At 53.1% G+C, this 18,051-nt stretch carries 21 protein-coding genes and 1 pseudogene; 10 read left to right on the top strand and 12 right to left on the bottom strand.

What is annotated here, in order from left to right; all coding sequences use genetic code 11:
- Positions 1 to 21 precede the first annotated feature (21 nt).
- Positions 22 to 942: a UTP--glucose-1-phosphate uridylyltransferase gene (locus ABMV07_RS04830; protein WP_088266839.1), complete on the bottom strand. Its 921-nt coding sequence runs from the start codon at positions 940 to 942 to the stop codon at positions 22 to 24.
- A 127-nt stretch (positions 943 to 1,069) separates the two neighbouring features.
- Between ABMV07_RS04830 and ABMV07_RS04825 the strand changes: the two genes are divergently transcribed.
- From ABMV07_RS04825 to mscL, 3 genes are all read left to right on the top strand, one after another.
- Positions 1,070 to 1,654, top strand: a complete 585-nt coding sequence (locus ABMV07_RS04825) for a 5-formyltetrahydrofolate cyclo-ligase (protein ID WP_088266840.1) — start codon at positions 1,070 to 1,072, stop codon at positions 1,652 to 1,654.
- A gap of 15 nt (positions 1,655 to 1,669) precedes the next feature.
- Positions 1,670 to 2,353, top strand: a complete 684-nt coding sequence (locus ABMV07_RS04820; protein ID WP_088266841.1) for a hypothetical protein — start codon at positions 1,670 to 1,672, stop codon at positions 2,351 to 2,353.
- A 105-nt stretch (positions 2,354 to 2,458) separates the two neighbouring features.
- Positions 2,459 to 2,863 carry a large conductance mechanosensitive channel protein MscL gene (mscL, locus tag ABMV07_RS04815; RefSeq protein WP_014318840.1) on the top strand — a complete coding sequence of 135 codons (405 nt, stop codon included), beginning with the start codon at positions 2,459 to 2,461 and terminating at the stop codon, positions 2,861 to 2,863.
- Positions 2,864 to 2,950: 87 nt separating this feature from the next.
- On the opposite strand, the gene ABMV07_RS04810 is transcribed toward mscL, so the two are convergent.
- The 7 genes from ABMV07_RS04810 to ABMV07_RS04780 all read right to left on the bottom strand — a co-directional run bounded on the left by ABMV07_RS04810 (position 2,951) and on the right by ABMV07_RS04780 (position 8,088).
- On the bottom strand, positions 2,951 to 3,112 hold the full coding sequence (locus ABMV07_RS04810) for a hypothetical protein (protein WP_281510641.1): 162 nt from the start codon (positions 3,110 to 3,112) through the stop codon (positions 2,951 to 2,953).
- A 54-nt stretch (positions 3,113 to 3,166) separates the two neighbouring features.
- A complete protein-coding gene (locus ABMV07_RS04805) occupies positions 3,167 to 3,754 on the bottom strand; it encodes a molybdenum cofactor biosynthesis protein B (protein ID WP_088266843.1) in 588 nt (195 codons plus the stop codon).
- Positions 3,755 to 3,792: 38 nt separating this feature from the next.
- Entirely contained in the window at positions 3,793 to 5,079 is a 1,287-nt protein-coding gene (locus ABMV07_RS04800) for a S1C family serine protease (RefSeq protein ID WP_088266844.1), read from the bottom strand.
- A gap of 89 nt (positions 5,080 to 5,168) precedes the next feature.
- A complete protein-coding gene (locus tag ABMV07_RS04795; RefSeq protein ID WP_197688695.1) occupies positions 5,169 to 6,659 on the bottom strand; it encodes a HAMP domain-containing sensor histidine kinase in 1,491 nt (496 codons plus the stop codon).
- Between the two features lie 49 nt (positions 6,660 to 6,708).
- A complete protein-coding gene (locus ABMV07_RS04790; protein WP_088266846.1) occupies positions 6,709 to 7,401 on the bottom strand; it encodes a response regulator transcription factor in 693 nt (230 codons plus the stop codon).
- A gap of 228 nt (positions 7,402 to 7,629) precedes the next feature.
- Positions 7,630 to 7,803: a 50S ribosomal protein L32 gene (gene rpmF / locus ABMV07_RS04785; RefSeq protein ID WP_374064946.1), complete on the bottom strand. Its 174-nt coding sequence runs from the start codon at positions 7,801 to 7,803 to the stop codon at positions 7,630 to 7,632.
- Between the two features lie 18 nt (positions 7,804 to 7,821).
- Positions 7,822 to 8,088 (bottom strand): type B 50S ribosomal protein L31, encoded by a 267-nt coding sequence (locus ABMV07_RS04780; protein ID WP_003850746.1) that lies wholly within the window; start codon positions 8,086 to 8,088, stop codon positions 7,822 to 7,824.
- A 469-nt stretch (positions 8,089 to 8,557) separates the two neighbouring features.
- On the opposite strand from ABMV07_RS04780, the gene rpmB reads away from it, so the two are divergent.
- From rpmB to ABMV07_RS04750, 6 genes are all read left to right on the top strand, one after another.
- The gene (gene rpmB / locus ABMV07_RS04775) at positions 8,558 to 8,794 is read left to right on the top strand and encodes a 50S ribosomal protein L28 (protein WP_003850745.1); all 237 of its coding nucleotides are present in this window, start codon (positions 8,558 to 8,560) and stop codon (positions 8,792 to 8,794) included.
- Positions 8,795 to 8,797: 3 nt separating this feature from the next.
- Entirely contained in the window at positions 8,798 to 8,962 is a 165-nt protein-coding gene (gene rpmG / locus ABMV07_RS04770) for a 50S ribosomal protein L33 (protein WP_003850744.1), read from the top strand.
- Positions 8,963 to 8,965: 3 nt separating this feature from the next.
- On the top strand, positions 8,966 to 9,271 hold the full coding sequence (rpsN, locus tag ABMV07_RS04765; protein WP_003850743.1) for a 30S ribosomal protein S14: 306 nt from the start codon (positions 8,966 to 8,968) through the stop codon (positions 9,269 to 9,271).
- A 14-nt stretch (positions 9,272 to 9,285) separates the two neighbouring features.
- Positions 9,286 to 9,534 carry a 30S ribosomal protein S18 gene (rpsR, locus tag ABMV07_RS04760; protein ID WP_014310216.1) on the top strand — a complete coding sequence of 83 codons (249 nt, stop codon included), beginning with the start codon at positions 9,286 to 9,288 and terminating at the stop codon, positions 9,532 to 9,534.
- Positions 9,535 to 9,733: 199 nt separating this feature from the next.
- Complete coding sequence (locus tag ABMV07_RS04755) at positions 9,734 to 10,642, top strand: putative nucleotidyltransferase substrate binding domain-containing protein (protein WP_088266848.1); 909 nt, start codon at positions 9,734 to 9,736, stop codon at positions 10,640 to 10,642.
- 123 nt (positions 10,643 to 10,765) lie between these two features.
- Positions 10,766 to 11,434, top strand: coding sequence for a TetR/AcrR family transcriptional regulator (locus ABMV07_RS04750; RefSeq protein ID WP_088266849.1), 669 nt, complete (start codon positions 10,766 to 10,768; stop codon positions 11,432 to 11,434).
- Here ABMV07_RS04750 and ABMV07_RS04745 read toward each other — a convergent pair.
- The 4 genes and pseudogenes from ABMV07_RS04745 to ABMV07_RS04730 all read right to left on the bottom strand — a co-directional run bounded on the left by ABMV07_RS04745 (position 11,431) and on the right by ABMV07_RS04730 (position 16,984).
- A pseudogene (locus ABMV07_RS04745) lies at positions 11,431 to 12,265 on the bottom strand (HpcH/HpaI aldolase/citrate lyase family protein). The gene ABMV07_RS04750 and the pseudogene ABMV07_RS04745 overlap by 4 nt on opposite strands.
- 946 nt (positions 12,266 to 13,211) lie before the next feature.
- On the bottom strand, positions 13,212 to 14,789 hold the full coding sequence (gene purH / locus ABMV07_RS04740) for a bifunctional phosphoribosylaminoimidazolecarboxamide formyltransferase/IMP cyclohydrolase (RefSeq protein WP_088266851.1): 1,578 nt from the start codon (positions 14,787 to 14,789) through the stop codon (positions 13,212 to 13,214).
- Complete coding sequence (purN, locus tag ABMV07_RS04735; RefSeq protein WP_374064945.1) at positions 14,782 to 15,402, bottom strand: phosphoribosylglycinamide formyltransferase; 621 nt, start codon at positions 15,400 to 15,402, stop codon at positions 14,782 to 14,784. Before purN ends, purH begins: the two co-directional genes overlap by 8 nt.
- A gap of 25 nt (positions 15,403 to 15,427) precedes the next feature.
- On the bottom strand, positions 15,428 to 16,984 hold the full coding sequence (locus ABMV07_RS04730) for a DUF6350 family protein (protein WP_088266853.1): 1,557 nt from the start codon (positions 16,982 to 16,984) through the stop codon (positions 15,428 to 15,430).
- A 301-nt stretch (positions 16,985 to 17,285) separates the two neighbouring features.
- Between ABMV07_RS04730 and ABMV07_RS04725 the strand changes: the two genes are divergently transcribed.
- Complete coding sequence (locus ABMV07_RS04725; protein WP_088266854.1) at positions 17,286 to 18,002, top strand: M23 family metallopeptidase; 717 nt, start codon at positions 17,286 to 17,288, stop codon at positions 18,000 to 18,002.
- Positions 18,003 to 18,051: the final 49 nt, after the last annotated feature.

Here is an 18,051-nt window from a genome sequence, read left to right as displayed (position 1 = left end):
CGTTTACCCACAGGGTGACTTTTAAACGCCGTGCTCTTCCAAGATGCTACGCAACGCCTTCTTCAGATGCGGGCCATACGTCGGATCCGACAAACCAAAATCCACCACCGCTGGGATATAACCGCCAGGATTTCCCAAATCATGGCGCTTTCCATCGTGAACCAAGATGTGGATTGGATGCCCCTCATTAATAAGCAACGCAATAGCGTCGGTGAGCTGCAGCTCACCGCCCGCGCCAGGGGTGATGCGACGAAGCGCATCAAAAATCGCACGATCCAAAAGATAACGACCTGTTGCAACAAACGTCGAAGGTGCGTCTTCTACGGCTGGCTTTTCCACCATGCCTTTCACACTCTCGACTTGGTAAGGGCCGTCGTAATCGCACTCCTCAATGTCAAAGACGCCGTAGTTATACACATCTTCACGAGGAACATCGAAAGCGCACAGCACAGAGCCTCCCAGCTGGCGGCGCACCTCTACCATCTTTTCCACAACACCCATGGGCAGCACCAAGTCATCAGGAAGCATGACGGCTACAACGTCTTCGTCATCATCCAAAACGCTTTCCGCAAGACCTACAGCATGCCCTAATCCAAGAGGTGATTCCTGAACCACCGAAACCGGCTGAATCAACTCCGCAGCACGAACCACCTTCGCCAGCTGGTCCTTCTTGCCACGACTTTCCAACGTTGCTTCCAATTCGGGAAACCGGTTGAAATGATCCAACACTTCCTGCTTTTTCGGCGCCGTGATCACAGCCAAACGAGTTGCCCCCAACTGCGCAGCTTCCTCAGCAATCAGCTCGATACCTGGCGTATCGACGACAGGTAGGAGCTCCTTAGGGACGGTCTTTGTGGCTGGTAGAAACCTCGTACCCAAACCTGCAGCTGGGACGATCACGGTTTTGACGGCACACGAATTACCACTCTTGGGTGAAGTCATAAAGAAAACAGTACCGCGAACTATGCCCCAGATAGGTTTCGGCACCAAGGAAAACCGAAATTAAAAGTCACATTCTGAGCCCCTCCCCGTGGGGAAACGACCATAAACACCCTCTAAGCTGGTGGCTATGTCCGACGTTTTAACACTCACTGCCGCTAAAAAAAATGCCAGAAATCGCATACGAACTGCTCGATTAGCCCGCAGCGCAGCTGATTTACATGCCGATAACACTGCCATCCTCACTCACCTGACCGCCCTCATTCGCACTATCAATGCCACACGCGCCGTCGCTTATATGCCCGAAGTCACAGAGCCTGGCGGGGTTGATTTTGCCAACAATCTCACAAAAGTACTGTCCGAACTGTGGATACCCAAGTCCCTCCCGAACCACCAACTAGTATGGGGAAACTACTCCGGCGCCGATTCAGTTGAGCTTGGCACCTTCGGAATATTAGAGCCCACCACCCCATCCCGCAGCAGTGACATCCTCCATGACGTGGATCTCATCATCGTTCCGGCCCTCGGCATAACCCCCAGCGGGCGACGACTCGGCCAAGGAGCCGGCTACTACGACCGCGCACTAGCCGGAGTTGATACCCCGACTGCGGCAATTCTCTTCGACGCCGAAGTCAACACCACAATCCCCTTCGAGCCTCACGACGCCACCTGCGATTGGATCATCTCCCCCGAGGGAACCAAACAGGCGACTTAATACGTCGAAACTTACATGACCTCCATTAGATCCATCCTGCGCACTCCGGGAAGGCGCCGAGAAACATTTCTCCGGCGAAGCCTGGCACTAAGCCTTGTCATTCTTGCCCTAGCACTCGCAGTTTTTCCCCGTACCGAATCCACAACAGAAGTGCTGCGCTACGCCACCGCCATCGAAGCTGGCACCGCCGTCAACCGCACGCATTTCACCACCGCCCATGTCCCCCAGAAATTAGTACCCGAAAACGCATTACGCCCTGACGATCTTTTAGCATCAGACCCCAACGAACGCATCACGATTTCTGCCCACACCGCCGGCAGTATCGCCACAGCGGTTGACTTTCTCGATTCCAGTCACACGCTTTCGTCCGTGGGGAACCAGCTGCCTTTCGGCGAAGACCAACCCATCAATATCGTCCCCATTCGCCTTGCCGAACAATCCGTTTCACGAGTGGTGCACCCAGGAGATGTTGTTGATGTCATCGCAGCTAACGACACTCACGATCCGCATGTTGTAGCCGCCGGCGGCGTCATAGTCTTCGCCCCTGTGCCAGAGAAAAATACCTCAAGCTATGGTTCAGACGCTGTTCTTATCGCGCTGCCAGCCGATCAAGCACGAATCGTCGCTTCCCAATCTCTCGCTATTCCGCTCACAGTTGTCATCGCTGGAGCACGAGCGCGTCCATCAAAAACGGAATAGATCAAAACCCCTGCTGAAAAGCATACCTAAATACTTTTGCACTGGAACTGTAACGATAATTCCGGTAACGTAACTGCGCACATTTATAGAAAGAGATTTTAAACCATGCTCAAAGGCTTTAAAGACTTTATCCTTCGCGGCAACGTTGTAGAACTCGCCGTTGCAGTCGTTATTGGTACTGCTTTCACAGCTATCGTGACCGCATTTTCCGAGCACCTAATTAACCCAATGATCGCTACCCTCGGCGGTGCTGATGTTTCCGGCCTAGGCTTTTATCTACGCTCCGGCAACGATGCTACCTTCATGGACTTCGGTGCCGTTATCACCGCTGCACTGAACTTCCTGATCATCGCAGCAGTTGTGTACTTTATCCTCGTTGCGCCTATGAACAAGCTCAATGAGATGGCAGCACGCCGCAAGGGTGTTGTTGAGGAAGAAGAAGCACCAGCCTCCATCGAAGCTGAGCTGCTCGAAGAAATCCGCGACCTGCTAAAGAACCGCAACCTGTAATTATTCAGCGGACTATCACAACCGCCTTCTTTCCCAAACTCTCACTGACATGCTCGTGAATTTAAGGAAAGTAGGCGGTTGTATTTTTCAGGAGCCGTAATGTGGCGGCATCTGGTCTTTCCAAAAGGCTAGGCCTTGGAGTTGATCTTCTTCGCCGTTTTCCAAAGGAACTGCACCATCTGGAATAGCAGAGACGAATTCCGCGGTATCGGCTTTCCGATCGTAGTCTTCAGCGTCTGATAGACGCACAACCCTTCTACGTGCTTTTTTCATCTTGCGCCTTTGTCACTTTGTCCTAAAAAATTAGTCGTTCACGCTGTATTCGCGCAGCTGATCGATAACGTAGTGCACCAACGGTGTCATAGTCGCCATGCCGTCTCGAATTGCCGAACGTGAGGCTGCCATATTCACCACGACGGTGGAAGCAGATACACCGGAGATTCCACGAGAAGTGCAGGCATCAACCGAGCCACAGGCTAAACCAGATGCGCGGATAGCTTGTGCAATACCAAGTACGTCCTGATCAAGAACCTCCTGTGTTGCCTCTGGCGCACGATCTCGCGGCCCCACCCCCGTGCCACCAATGGTGAGGACTAAGTCCACGCCACCTACAACAGCTGTTTCGATAGCATTTCGAATAAGATGCTGGTCAGCTTGGACATCAACGACCGCATCAACGGTAAAACCGCCTTCGCCCAGTAGCTCTGCCACTACGGTCGCTGTGTTATCCGCAATATCTTCGGAATGATCCCGGATAAGCACCGCGAGGGCACGACGCGGGCCGCCCAAAACCGAGTTATTATCTTCGGCTTCAGTAGCGCGGAAAAACTCAGGATCCGGTTCGATGTAATCGAACATGTTATCCATTTGGGCAATGTCCGTGATCTCCATGGCGTCTCTTCTCGTAATAGGTACTTTGATCTAGCAGTCTATTCGCCTGTGAGGGTTACGTCGACCTGTCGCTCGTTTTGGCCGTTTTCCCCACGGACGGTGAGCTTAACTGTTTGACCAAAATCGCTGCTTCTAACCGCAGCGATCAAAGCATCGGCGCTATCAACATAGCGGTCATTAATTTTGGTGATCACTTCTCCTGCCCGCAATCCGGCTTGAGCGCCTGGACCCCCAGGCTGAACATCGGCGATTACAGCACCTTTGGCGTTCGCGCTCGAAATGAGTTGAATACCAATCATGGGTTGGGTGGCATGCCCCTTCTCAATGAGCTGGCTTGCCACGCGACGAGCAAAGTTGGAAGGGATGGCAAAGCCTAGGCCGATGGATCCGGATTCCGACTTGCCGCCTGCGCTGAGCGAAGCGATCACGGAGTTCATGCCGATGAGGGCTCCGGTGGCATCAACCAACGGGCCACCGGAGTTGCCTGGGTTGATAGCTGCGTCGGTTTGGACGGCGTCGATAAGCGACGATTGCCCCATTTCAGAGCCGCCTGCACGCACCGGACGGTTCAGCGCTGACACGATGCCAGATGTGACCGTAGCCGAAAGCCCCAGCGGCGAACCCACGGCAACCACTTGTTGCCCAACCGTGAGGTTGTTGGAATCACCAAACTTCATGACAGGCAAGCCGCTGACGTCTTTGATCTTGATTACCGCGACGTCTGTGTTTGGATCGCCAGCTATCAATTCAGCAGGATGCTCAGAGCCATCGTTCAAGGTCACAGATACTCGTGCTTCCCCCTGTTCAGCTCCTGCCACCACGTGATTGTTGGTCATCACGTAGCCATCTTCGGAAATAATGGAGCCAGATCCTTCAGCGGAACCGTTTCGAGTAGCCACCAAAATCGATACCACGGAGGGCAAAACCTTTGCTGCGACGTCTTCAACCGATCCCTCAACGGGGGCTGGGTGGTCTTGGGACACTGGCTGTCGCAAGGATTCCGCCACCTGCGTGCGAGTAGCAGAGCCGGAATTACCCGCACGGTTTGCGGAATAAACCCCAGTCAACGTGCCAGAAGCGATGGCCGCAACCAGTGTCATAGCAACAGCGGTGCCGATGCTAACGCGTCGTTTTTCGCGTTTCGACGTCTCCGGTTCCAGTGGTAGCAGAGGTTCCTGGCCCCCCAACGGCTGTGCTTGTTCAGCTACTTGTTGCTCCTGCACGCTGTGTGCGTTTCCGTAAGGATTGTCCACCCGATCAAACGCTGCGGTCTGATTGGCGTTGGGTGCAGTGCGGTCGTCATCATGGTTCTTTGGATTTGTCATAGTAAATACTATCGAACCACATACTGGTGACGTTCTGGAACCTCTCTGCGGGTACCGTCGTGAATCGCTGGGAGGTTCCTGTGAACGTATTATTTGCCGTTACGACGTTCCTCGCGACGTTGACGCGCTAGATCAAGGCGCTCCGCAGTGCTGCTTGGCTGAACCACACGAGTCTTTGATGAAGAATGAAGTTCTTCATCCGTAACAGATCCTGGCAACTCGACGCGCATGCGCGCACCTCCGTCATCAGATTCCCCAGCCGTTACAGTTCCCCCGTGGCGAACGATCGTGGAATGCACGATGGCAAGTCCCAAGCCTGAACCTGGGGTTGAACGCGCACTCACCGATCTGTAGAAGCGATCAAAAACTTTTTCGCGATCTTCGACTGGAATACCTGGTCCAGAATCAGAAATGTCCATATGCAAGACGCGATCCCCGTCTTCACGCTCTACGACCTGCATTGTAAAACGGACAACACCATCAGCAGGTGACCACTTTGATGCATTATCAAGCAGGTTCAAAATTGCGCGCCCTAGGGCAAAGCTATCGCCTTCGAGGTACCACGGAATCGTCTGAATTTCGAAGCGAACATCGGGGCGGCGACGCCGCACACGCTCAACCGAAGAATTGACCACATCAAGCAAATCGATCGGTCCTAAGGTTTTCTCCGAGGTTGCTTGACGTGCCAAATCGATGAGATCACCGATCAGTGTGGAAAGCTCCTCCATCTGTGCAATCACATCCGACTGCAATGCCTTCTTATCTTCTTCGCTGATCGAAGCAGAGTCCGCGTTATGCATCATCATCAACAGTTCAATGTTGGTGCGCATAGAGGTAAGCGGCGTCTTAAGCTCGTGGCCGGCGTCGGCGACGAGCTCGGTTTGACGCTGACGTGAACGTCGTAACGCCTCAAGCATCTCATTGAAACGAGTCGTAAGCTCCGCAAGTTCGTCATTACCGTCTACTTGGATCGGTTTGAGATCGTCTGTTTCTGTAATATAACGAACTCGGTTGCGCAACCTCTGCAACGGACGAAGCACCGTTGATGCCACGGCGACACCTGTAGCAATTGCCATTAACACACCAAGACCTGCTACCAACAACAGCGTAATTGCCAAGCTAGTAATCATCTTGTGTGTGGCTTCCATTCCGCGTGCCAAAATCACAGTAGAACCGGAATCCGAAACCTTGGTTAAGACACGCTCTCCATTGATTGTGGCAGCGCTATACCCCTCAATATCGTCACCGCCGCTTTTAACCATCGGCAAATCGTCACCGACAGAATAATTCCAGCCAGGCATTCGCAGTGAGATGCGGGTATCCGCGTTGTACTCTCGAAACTTATCAATCTCATACTGAGAACGAAAGAAAAAATCAGGCTGATCCATCCTACTGATCAGCGCCGTTGCTTTAGCATTCAAGGTACGGTCCATCGAACTACGTAACGTGCCAGAAACAGACCAATATGCCACGATAAACATCATGCCGACGGCAATCGCCACCATCGACGCGGTAAGCAACGAAATTCGTGATTTCAGCGAAGCACGCGAAAAATGGGACTTACGAGCATCCTCGGACATGACTAAAAGCCTGCCCCTCCCGACAGGCTTTCACGGAAACGGCGCAGCATCACGGCGCAGTTTCCCTCAGCACGTAGCCAACACCGCGAACGGTATGGATCAAACGTGGCTCCCCTTCTGATTCAGTCTTGCGACGCAAATAGCCAATATAGACTTCCAGTGCGTTTCCAGAAGTCGGGAAGTCATATCCCCACACTTCTTCCAAGATCGACGCACGCGAAAGTACACGACGAGAATTCGCCATCAGCAACCGGAGCAGCGCAAACTCAGTGCGAGTCAAGCTAATAGGGCGACCACCGCGGGTGACATCGCGCGTATCAGGATTTAGGCGAAGATCCTCAAAGGAAAGCTCCCCTTGGCTGCCGGAACCGACGGATTCTGCAGCGGCACGGCGAAGCAGAGAACGCACACGAGCTAGTAGCTCCTCAAGTGCAAATGGCTTAGGAAGGTAGTCGTCAGCACCAGCGTCAAGTCCAGCAACACGATCAGACACACCATCGCGAGCGGTCAAAACCAAGATGGGACGGTCGTCACCGCTACCACGCAGGGTGCGACAAACCTCAAGGCCATCCATGCGTGGCATCATCACATCTAGAATAACCAGCTCTGGTTGTTCACGTTCAATTACTTCAAGTGCATCGACTCCATCTTGAGCCAAATGCACTTCATATCCGTTAAAGGACAACGCACGACGAAGCGATTCGCGCACCGCCTGCTCATCATCTACGACTACAATCTTCATTCAGTCTATTCTGCCTTGTTCCGCCGAGACCGACCCTCAAGCAATGCCCAGAGTCAGCTATGAATAATGACATTTAGTGCAACAATTTTACAGTGCGTTAAATGTTGACAATAGCAGCCAACCGACACACACTCCGAAAGAAGTCTTCTAAATTACAAATGAATGAAGGCTGACTTCGGTCTAACCGAAATCAGCCTTCATTCATAGTGGAGTTATATCCACAAGAGCTTAGAACAGCTCAACCTCAACGAGACCAAGCTGAGCTGCCTTAACTAGGCGACGTGGGATGCGAACGGTCTGACCGTTGATCTTCACTTCTTGGAGGGCAACGTTATCTGCCTTCCACTGGGAACGACGTGCGTGAGTATTTGCACGCGACATACGACGCTTTGGAACTGCCATTTTTGTTTCCCTCCTTTATTACTTGTTCTTCTTACGGCGAGCGAGTGCACCGTAACGCTGGTTGAACTTCTCAACACGGCCTGCGGTGTCCATGACACGCTGCGCACCGGTCCAGAATGGGTGAGACTCACTGGTCACATCAACGACGATCAGTGGGTACTCGTTGCCATCTTCCCATGCAACCGTGCGGTCACTGGTAGCGGTTGACTTGGTCAGGAACTGGTGGCCAGTACCTGCATCCTGGAATACCACTGGGTGGTAATCAGGGTGGATATCTTTCTTCATACTCTCTCGATTTCCCTCAGGATTGATACTTCGAGTCGGTTCTCCACATCACGGTGAAGATCGTGCTCGAGTTGGGTTTCGCGATGCTCGCCGACACTATAATAAGTGTAAGCAACCTGACAAATTGTACACCCAACTACTCCTTTGAGAAAATCCAGCCCTCCCCCGCCCAACAAAAAGCAGGTTACCCACACTTTTATATAGAGGTATTTCACTAACTTTCAAATCACATTTCAGCAGCACACATACCTTCTTACGCGACATTTTCTAACTACACACGCAAGAAATCTAAAATTTTTTCGGGATTGATTAGGATTTTCACCCCATCACAGGTATGGTTGTCTCTTGCTGTTGTCGAAATTGTTCGTTTATCGCCCCGTCAGCACTTGCAGCACAGGCAGTTCCACACACTGTGGCCCTGTTACTGCAGCAGCAGGTTTGAATGTGGGCGGCTAGGAGAAAGAAACCTATGTCGGCTATTTGCCAGGTTACGGGACGTCAGCCGGGTTACGGCAAGTCTGTCTCGCACTCGCACCGACGCACGTCTCGCCGTTGGAACCCCAACGTGCAGCGTCGTAAGTTCTACCTGCCCTCTGAGGGCCGTACCATCACCCTGAACGTATCCACCAAGGGCCTAAAGGTCATTGACCGTGACGGCATCGAGTCCGTTGTGGCTAAGATTCGCGCACGTGGGGAGAAGATCTAAAAGATGGCACGTAACGATATCCGCCCAATCATCAAGCTCAAGTCTACAGCTGGCACCGGTTATACCTACGTCACTCGTAAGAACAAGCGCAACAACCCAGACCGTATTTCTTTGAAGAAGTACGATCCGGTAGTCCGCAAGCACGTCGAATTCCGCGAGGAGCGTTAATCTATGGCTAAGAAGTCCAAGATCGCCAAGAATGAGCAGCGCAAGGAAGTCGTCGCCCGCTTTGCGGAGCGCCGTAACGAGCTCAAGGCAATCATCAAGAACCCGAACACCTCTGATGAGGATCGTCTCGATGCACAGTTCGAATTGAACCGCCAGCCTCGTGATGCTTCCCCAGTTCGCGTCCGTAACCGTGACTCCCGCGATGGTCGCCCACGTGGCTTCCTGCGTAAGTTCGGTGTTTCCCGTGTCCGCATGCGCGAGATGGCTCACCGCGGTGAGCTTCCGGGCGTCCGTAAGTCCAGCTGGTAATCAGGGAGTTTTCAATGAAGCGCAATAACATGAAGAAGGCGCGGATGGAGCAGTCCCGCCGCCCCAAGAAGAACCCTCTTAAGGCCGCAGGCATCGAGAAGGTTGACTACAAGGACATCAACACTCTTCGTCAGTTCATCTCCGATCGCCACAAGATTCGTTCTCGCCGTGTAACCGGCCTGACGCCGCAGCAGCAGCGCCAGGTTGCAACCGCAGTGAAGAACGCCCGTGAGATGGCTCTCCTGCCGTTCACCAGCCGCTAAAATCGACTGGGAGAACAAACAACGCCTTCGAAAGTTAACTTCGAAGTGCGATGACAGCACAAGGCACCCACTCTTATTATAAGAGATGGGTGCTTCGTCATATTCTGGACAGTTTTCTGCTGGTAAGCGGCACATTTACCGCGTTCACCACGAGGCTGGTAGCTTAGATACTTGTATATTTCACCTGACGGGAAGGCAAGTGACCTTGTTGCATGAGTCTTTAACTGAGCTCGCCGAGCTCGCACCTCAGTGCTCAGATACCCCCACTGTTCGCGGAGTTCTCGCTGAAAGCCAAGATCTAGTGCGCAATGCCATCGATCACGGCGAACGACCGCAAGCACTCGTCGAATGGTTTTCCCGTCTCGTCTCCGACGTCCTACACAGCGAAGCAATCGCCGATATGACAGGCGGTGCGCAACTGGTACTTACGGGGGCAATCGGACGTGGAGACGCCCTTCCGTTTTCACCAATTAAATGGCTTACTGTCGGAGAAAGCCATGTTGACACCACCCCAGTATCTGACCTGATTACGAGCGTGGGTCTTGTTGCCGAACACACTCGTCTTGGCCCCACTGCGCGCACAAAACAAGAGTGGTTGTCAATGATTGGTACCGCCCAAGGATCCGAACTTGCGGTCTTTGCCGATGCTGGAACTTGGTGCCTTGAGGAGGTAGTGGCTCTCCCCGACCACAAGCCACTACTTACCGACGCCATTGAGCATCGCCCACCGACGTTACGCATCCACGATGGCCTACCATCACGCGACATGAGCGTTGATATCCGTAAAGACCTGCTCTACCCCATCATTGCTATCGCCCGCTGGGCTGGTGTGGCGGCTCACTCTAGGGATTTTTCCACGCGTCGCAGAATCCCAGCAGCTGTAGCAGCAGGAATACTGACTACATCGCAAGCTGATTTCCTGCGCCAGGCGTGGGATGCTGGTTTGCAATTGCAGTTCCGGCGTTGGACTGACCGCGTACATTCTCACGCGGCCACGGCAGAAAGCCTTCCTGCTATCCAACGCAGCATCTATGGTGCATCGTCTCGTTTGGTTTCTGATGTCATCCGAGCGCTCGCTCAACAATATGACATTCCCCTAAAATCCTAAGGTTTCTAGGTTTTAGCGGCCGTCGATAGTAGGCTTTGAGCCCACGTCGTATAACATTTATTCGTTCATGGCGCTTGCGCGCATTTTTAAGGTTTTGTGAAAGGAAAGGGGCAGGTACTCGTTATGGCAGGAGCTGTAGGTCGTCCCCGTAAAAATAGTCCTCGGCGACGTGGAAGTACCGCCCGTGAGGAAATCCTTGATGCCTCAGCGGAGCTGTTTACTACACAAGGTTTTGCCACCACGTCTACCCATCAAATCGCCGACGCAGTAGGAATTCGTCAAGCCTCGCTGTATTATCACTTCCCGTCCAAGACGGAAATCTTCCTTACCCTACTTCAGTCCACTGTGGCGCCTTCGACTGCTCTCGCAGAGGCCTTCGTCGATAACGAAGCACCAGCACCGTTACGCTTGTGGGCATTAACGGCCACAGAATGCCGACTGTTGCTTTCGACGCGCTGGAATGTCGGACGCCTCTACCAATTGCCTGTTGCAGCTTCCGCAGAATTCGCTTCCTACCAAACACAGCGCGATCAACTACGCCAAACTTTTAAAAACATAGCTTCCGAGATCCTCAGCCCCGAGGACCCACGTACAGATCTGCCATTCCACATCGCGCTGTCGGTGATTGAAATGCGCAGCAACGATGGTGTCGTACCCGAACCATTGCGCAATGAGGAACTTCCCGCTCTAGCAATCATGCTTGCCGACGCCGCACTCGCCGTCGTCGGTGCGGCCCTGCCCGCTGACCGTGTGGAATGGACACTGAACCTGATCCGCACCCTGAACGACTAATTGGCTGCGGCGTGACGCTGCAGCAACCGATGCGCCAACGCAATAAGTGGCGTATCCACCATCTCCCCGTCGAGCTGAAAAGCTCCGGGGTGTTTTTTCTTCTCCTCAGCGATTCGCTGCGCCCACTCCAACTGCTCTGAGCTAGGAGCGAATGCCCGCCGAACCACATCTACTTGGTTCGGGTGAATGCATGGATATGCCGCAAATCCCATACGGGCAGAATCCAGTGCTTCTGTATAGAGGCCATCAAGATTTTTGAAATCCTGATATACCGCATCCAACGCCCACTTTCCGTTTGCGGCAGCGTGTAGCAGCGTCTGCACGCGCGCATATTCGATAGGTGCTCTGTAGGAGGAGGGTTGGGACTCGTCGATACGCCTACGCGAATATAATCCCCCCCAGCGCAATCGTTAGGTCATCAGCTCCCCAGTACAGCCCAACTACGCGGGGATCCGCCGCGATCGAGGCTATGTTAATAACAGCCAATGGGGTTTCGATAATCGGTACAACATTAAGGCCATCAAGACCATCTGGAAGAGCCGCCCCAATTTTGGGCACAATGACATTGTAATACTCGGTGGTCTTTACAAAAGCTAGATCCGCGGCGTGATGAGGATCTTCTGATCCAACAATCCGAACAAACGTTGTTGCCGGATCCAAACCCGCGTTGCGAATGTTGGCATAGGCTTGGTCGCGATCAATAGAGCCCGCTCCATCCTCTAAATCTAGGATGACCATATCTGCACGGGCGGCAGCTTTGGGAATTATCTCAGGCCTATTCGCTGGGGCAAAAAGGACCGCGGGCCGTAATGTCAGCTCTCGATTCGTCATACCGTCAATTCTAGCGGCGAACCCGTTAGCCTATGATACCCAAAAGATCACATAGATTCGGCTGACAGACCACCACCTCGTGCTAGGACAGCCCCCTCTTTCCCGTGGGGAACCAAGCGCATCCCACAACGCACGAGCCGCGCCGTTTTCCGAGACAGTAATAGCTTGGCCCATCAACACATCGTTGCCAGAGTTGGCGCGCAGTGCAGCAATACTGATAGGTAATTTTATGGTCGCCCATGGCGGAACGCCTACTTGAGAGCCGCAGCAAAATCACTAGGTAGCCCTTTTACGTTCAAGTCAGGGGCAAGTGCTGGAACTGGCGGTAGCACTGATTCCACTATCACGGGTAGTGGTTAGCTCAGCGTGGTGCGTGAGGTTGTGCCATCATCGACGACTCCAAGAGAGTAGACAGTGATGATGACGCTCATACAATTTACTGCGATGAGCGAAAGTGGTGGGTGGTAACGCATGAAAACCGCTATTTCTTAGTTCTTTAAGTCCTCCGATTAGCCGATATATACCATGGCGTTGTTGCCGCCGGTGCGGGTGACAAATTGGCCGTTATCGAACCATTGGATACTGTAGTCCGAAACAGTAACCGCAGGAAGGACATACAAAGTTGCTAAAAACCGCTATAAGCACTACTGCCACAGGGTTTTAGGTTCCTACTGTGGTGTAAATTAGAAAGCTTGACCTACGATGTCTGAGAAATGAAATCGGTAGTACGCGATCACCTGCGTTTTACGGGCACTTTGTTGCCCTGCTGGTGACCAAGAGGCATCGCTAATTGAATAATTGAACGCGCTGAATCTTAGCAGTTCCGCTACACAAATCTGTGAGATTAATAAAGGTTACCCTCATCATTGCCCCAGAAAGTATCCTATAAAAGCACAAGAAAAACACGCCACGGTGGAGTCTTGTATCGTGGCGTGTTGATAAGAAATTAGTGAGCGAAGTGGCGCGCACCCGTCAGGTACATGGTCACGCCAGCCTTGTTGGCTGCCTCGATCACTTCAGCGTCACGGATGGATCCACCAGGCTGAACCACCGCACGAACGCCAGCTTCTGCCAGCACCTCGAAGCCGTCAGTGAATGGGAAGAACGCATCAGAAGCAGCTACTGATCCGTTTGCCCGCTGCTTGTCGCCAGCGAGGGAATTAGCGCGTTCTACTGCAAGCTTGGCTGCGTCGACACGGTTAACCTGTCCCATGCCCACTCCTACTGTTGCGCCGCCTTGGGCAAGCAGGATGGCATTGGACTTCACAGCACGGACAGCACGCCATGCGAATTCGAGCTCTGCCAGCAGTTCCTCAGATGCAGCTTCACCGGCAGCAAGTGTCCAGTTTGCTGGGTTATCGCCTTCAGCATCGACGAGGTCGCGGCGCTGAACCAGAACTCCGCCATAGATTTGGCGTTGTTCAAGTTCGTCGCGCTGTGGCTGCGGAGCCACAAGGATTCGGATGTTCTTCTTTTGCGAAAGGATCTCTACAGCACCGTTTTCGTAAGCAGGTGCGATGATGACCTCAGTGAAGATTTCGGAGACTTGCTTCGCCATGTCTACGCTGACTTCGCGGTTGGAAGCGATCACGCCACCGAATGCGGAGACTGGGTCACAGGCGTGCGCAGTGCGGTGAGCTTCAGCAATGGAGACGTCGGAAACTGCAATGCCACATGGGTTGGCATGTTTAATGATGGCAACACATGGGCGCTCGTGATCCCATGCGGCACGCCAAGCAGCGTCGGAGTCCGCGTAGTTGTTGTAGCTCATCTCCTTGCCATGTAGCTGTGTTGCTTGAGCAAGGCCAGCAGGAGCTGCTGGGTCAGTGTAGAGGGCTGCCGCTTGGTGTGGATTTTCGCCGTAACGCAAGATGTTGGCGCGCTCGTAGCTTGCTCCGATCCACACGGCGAATGGTTCGTCGGCGTCTGCAATTTTCTCGCCCATCCACGTTGCTACGGCAACGTCGTAGGAAGCGGTGTGGCGGAAGGCGTCGACAGCCAAAGCCGTGCGCTCAGCGCGGGTGAAGCCACCGTTGCCAACTGCTGCGATTACCTCAGAGTAACGAGCTGGAGATACAACTACTGCTACCGATGGGTGGTTCTTAGCTGCAGCACGGACCATGGATGGGCCTCCGATGTCGATCTGTTCGACGCAAGCGTCGAAATCGGCACCCGAGGCAACGGTCTGGGTGAATGGGTACAGGTTGACGACCACGAGCTGGAACGGAGCTACATTAAGCTCGTCTAGTTGCTTGAGGTGGTTCTCCTTACGCGTGTCAGCAAGGATTCCTGCGTGAACCATAGGGTGTAGGGTCTTCACACGGCCTTCAAGGCATTCTGGGAAGCCAGTGAGTTGCTCTACAGGAGTTACAGGGACTCCGAGATCAGCGATTTTAGCGGCGGTCGAGCCCGTGGAAACGATCTCCACACCCGCATCATTGAGGGCACGGGCCAGATCTTCCAGTCCGGTCTTGTCGTACACACTAATTAATGCGCGCTTGATCTGCTTGCGGTCATCACTCATGAGTGAAGGAAACCTCTCCTGATTCTTTCTCCGTCACGGCGGAGTTCAACACGGACACGATGAGCTGGCACTCAACTTGTTTGATTCTTTCATGAAGATGTGACTCGTCTTCTCCCCGTTCGATGGAAACGGGTCGTTGCGCAATAATGGCGCCAGTGTCAACGCCGCTGTCAACAAAGTGAACAGTGGAACCGGTGACTCTGACGCCATAGTCCAACGCATCTCGCACGGCATGTGCTCCTGGGAATGCAGGGAGCAATGCAGGGTGTGTATTAATGGTACGACCTTCAAACGTTCGCAGGAATCCTTCACCGAGGACCTTCATAAATCCGGCGGAAACTACGATTGCTGGTTTGTAGTGTTTTACGGTGCGTGCGAGAACTAGATTCCATTCCTGACGATCTGCACCTTTTTCCAAAGGCACAACATGTATGGGAATCCCTGCTTGTTTGGCTCGTTCGAGCGCAAAACACTCAACGTCTGCCACGACACCGACCACGCGATATCGTCCCTGATTGTCGATGATGGCCTGCAAGAGGGTTCCGGAACCTGACGCAAGCACCACGATCGGTGTTGCTTCCTCCGTACTGGATAAACTCGTCACAGCCACCATCGTAACGGTTCAAGCCCGCTATGCCCTATTCCGTGTCATCTTTCGACTTCGAATCAGACTCCTGATCGCTTTCCGTTGTGTCTTCTCCCCCTTCATTTTCGACTGTTTCGTCGTTGTCATGAGTAGCTGGGTTGATCTCAAAAGCTTCGAGCATTTCTGCATTATCTAAGCCGTCATCAACCAACTCGTAGGTTTCAGGCTCTTCGGCTTCCACCACGCCTTGTTCTTCTTCAGGCTCACCAATTTCCGCTTCTTCCAATTCTTCCGCTTCTTCCGGCGCGTTTTCTTCACTCTCCTGCACTATCGCCACAGAAGCTTCTGCTCGGTTTTTGAGGAATAGCTCCAAAGCAAAAATAGCGAAGCCACAGATAAGCGTCCACGCCATCATCAACGCCACCGAAAGCCAGAGCAACACGCCCACATAACCATAAACACCCAGCTGACCGCCACTTAAGGCGCCGAGCACCGCTAGGATTACTGCAGCCCACGCCGCAGTCAGAAGAATATGTGCAGGCCGTTTTACCGTCCCCCGAAGCGTGACGACGACCCCTGCAAACGGGATCACTAGAGCTCCAAGGGCATATGGCGACATTTCCCCAGGGATTGCTGCAAAAAGTGGCATCGCTGGCGTAGGTACCAGCCCTACCCCCATGAGCGAAACAAAACCTTCGCCAATCTCAAACGAAGCACCCAAAAGAACCGCTAGAACGGCAATCACCGCATTGGGCAGGTAGAGCAGGCTGACGATTATTACCGCCAGCGTTCCAGCCGAGGTGTAACCTTCCAGGGATTTCGCCACGTCTGTAGCATGAAACCCCAGTAGCACGACAAAGACAGCCAATGCGAGCAGCAATAGGTTTCGCACCAGACGAGCAGCTAAACGGGCGGCGTCGATAACGTCTTCACTCACCCCGTATCGCCGCGCAAGCGCCTTCCATAGCCGCGTGCGCATTCCGATCACCAATGCTGTGCCATGAACAAGAAAAGTGGTAGCCAAGGCCAAGGCAACGTTGGGTGAGGCAACGTCAAACACCGAGGAGGCATCGTATAGCATTGCGCACGCAGTAGCAGTAAGCAGTAAAGGGAAACCTAAAACACCGATCGTGACAACCGCTAGATCCGCAAGACTTACCCGTTGTTTTACCGCACGAAAAACTCTCTGTGATACAAACCACATAAAAAATATTGCAGGTATCAAGGGTAACGCTCCGATGGACATGCCTCGCCCCGTAGCCGGCCCCAGATTAAGCACCAACCAGCCTTCTGCGATGGTGGCCGGCAACCCCGCCATTGTTGTATTCGTAGCCAATAGCGCGACAAGGGAAGCAATGATGATAACAATTACTGCCACCACACTGGGCAGTAACACAATAGGAAAGTATGCCCGCACCCGAGATTTAAATGTCGGATCAACAGGTTTTACCGCCTCATCAGTACCTTTTCGCCCAAAACGACGCAGCTTTCTGCCCGGACCTTGCACAGAATAAGAAGAGTCTTTCAGCGATTGACGTACTCCACTACCCGAGGGACGCGTACGTGGACGACGGGCAGGACTCGATTGCGGACTAGACTTCTTGTTCATCCTTTAAACTGTGCCACGATTACGCTCAGTGAGTGGCTAAGCACCCGCGCGTTTTATACTTTTGCCCCCGACGCTAGGTCATTCACATGCGCCACACAAGTCATCTCCTGACTCGAATTTTAATGTAACTCGCCATATTTTTCTTCAAATCCCCAAAACAGGTTGCCCTCACTGTAACGACGCGCTATCGTTATCCCTCAGAACATAACGAGTTGGTTACAAAATCGAACGGGTTGTAACAAGCCGGATACGAGATACCAACTAAGAATCGTTACACAAGTTTTACAGAAAGTTGAGCCTCATGCAGCAGACGCAGCGCACAACCGGTGGTAAGCATCGCAAACAAGCATCACCAGTTAAAGGCCGCGTTGCCGTCGTCGCTTTGGCTACAGGCGCAGTTTCGAGCGCGGGCGCTACCGGCGCCTCCCTTGCTCACGCTACGCATGACAATTCCACTGCAGAAATCAACCTTGCGTCGGATTCCACCGCGCAGACCAATAACGGTTCTCCTCAGGTTCTTTCCATCGCAGAGTTTAAACCTGCGGCTTCTGACCTGAACCAGCAGCTTTCCAAAGCAATCCATTACAGCCAAGTGGTTGCTGAAAAAGATCTCGAGGCTCGTACTCCTAAAATCAGCGTCCATACCCCTGCAGAAGGCACTCTGACTTCGCCATTCGGTATGCGTTGGGGCACGCTACACTCTGGCGTGGACATCGCTAATGCAATGAACACCCCGATTTATTCCGTGATGGACGGTGTAGTAATCGATTCGGGCCCAGCATCCGGCTACGGCCAATGGATTCGTGTCCGCCACGAAGACGGCACCATTACCGTGTATGGGCATATGGAGACCCTCAACGTTGCTGTCGGTGAAGCGGTCACTGCTGGCCAGCAGATCGCAGGAATGGGCACTCGCGGTTTCTCTACTGGTGTTCACCTACACTTTGAGGTTCATCCAGGCGGTGGCGATGCCGTAGATCCACAGGTTTGGCTTGCTGAACACGACATCTTTATCTAAATAATCTAAATACTTTTGTGTGGGGGCGCTTACGGGACTATCTCGTAAG

It is taken from the genome of Corynebacterium belfantii (assembly GCF_041898185.1).
Classification (GTDB): Bacteria; Actinomycetota; Actinomycetes; order Mycobacteriales; family Mycobacteriaceae; genus Corynebacterium; species Corynebacterium belfantii.
The sequence above is the reverse complement of the archived record's forward strand: the minus strand, read 5'-3'. Positions and strand labels throughout refer to the sequence as shown.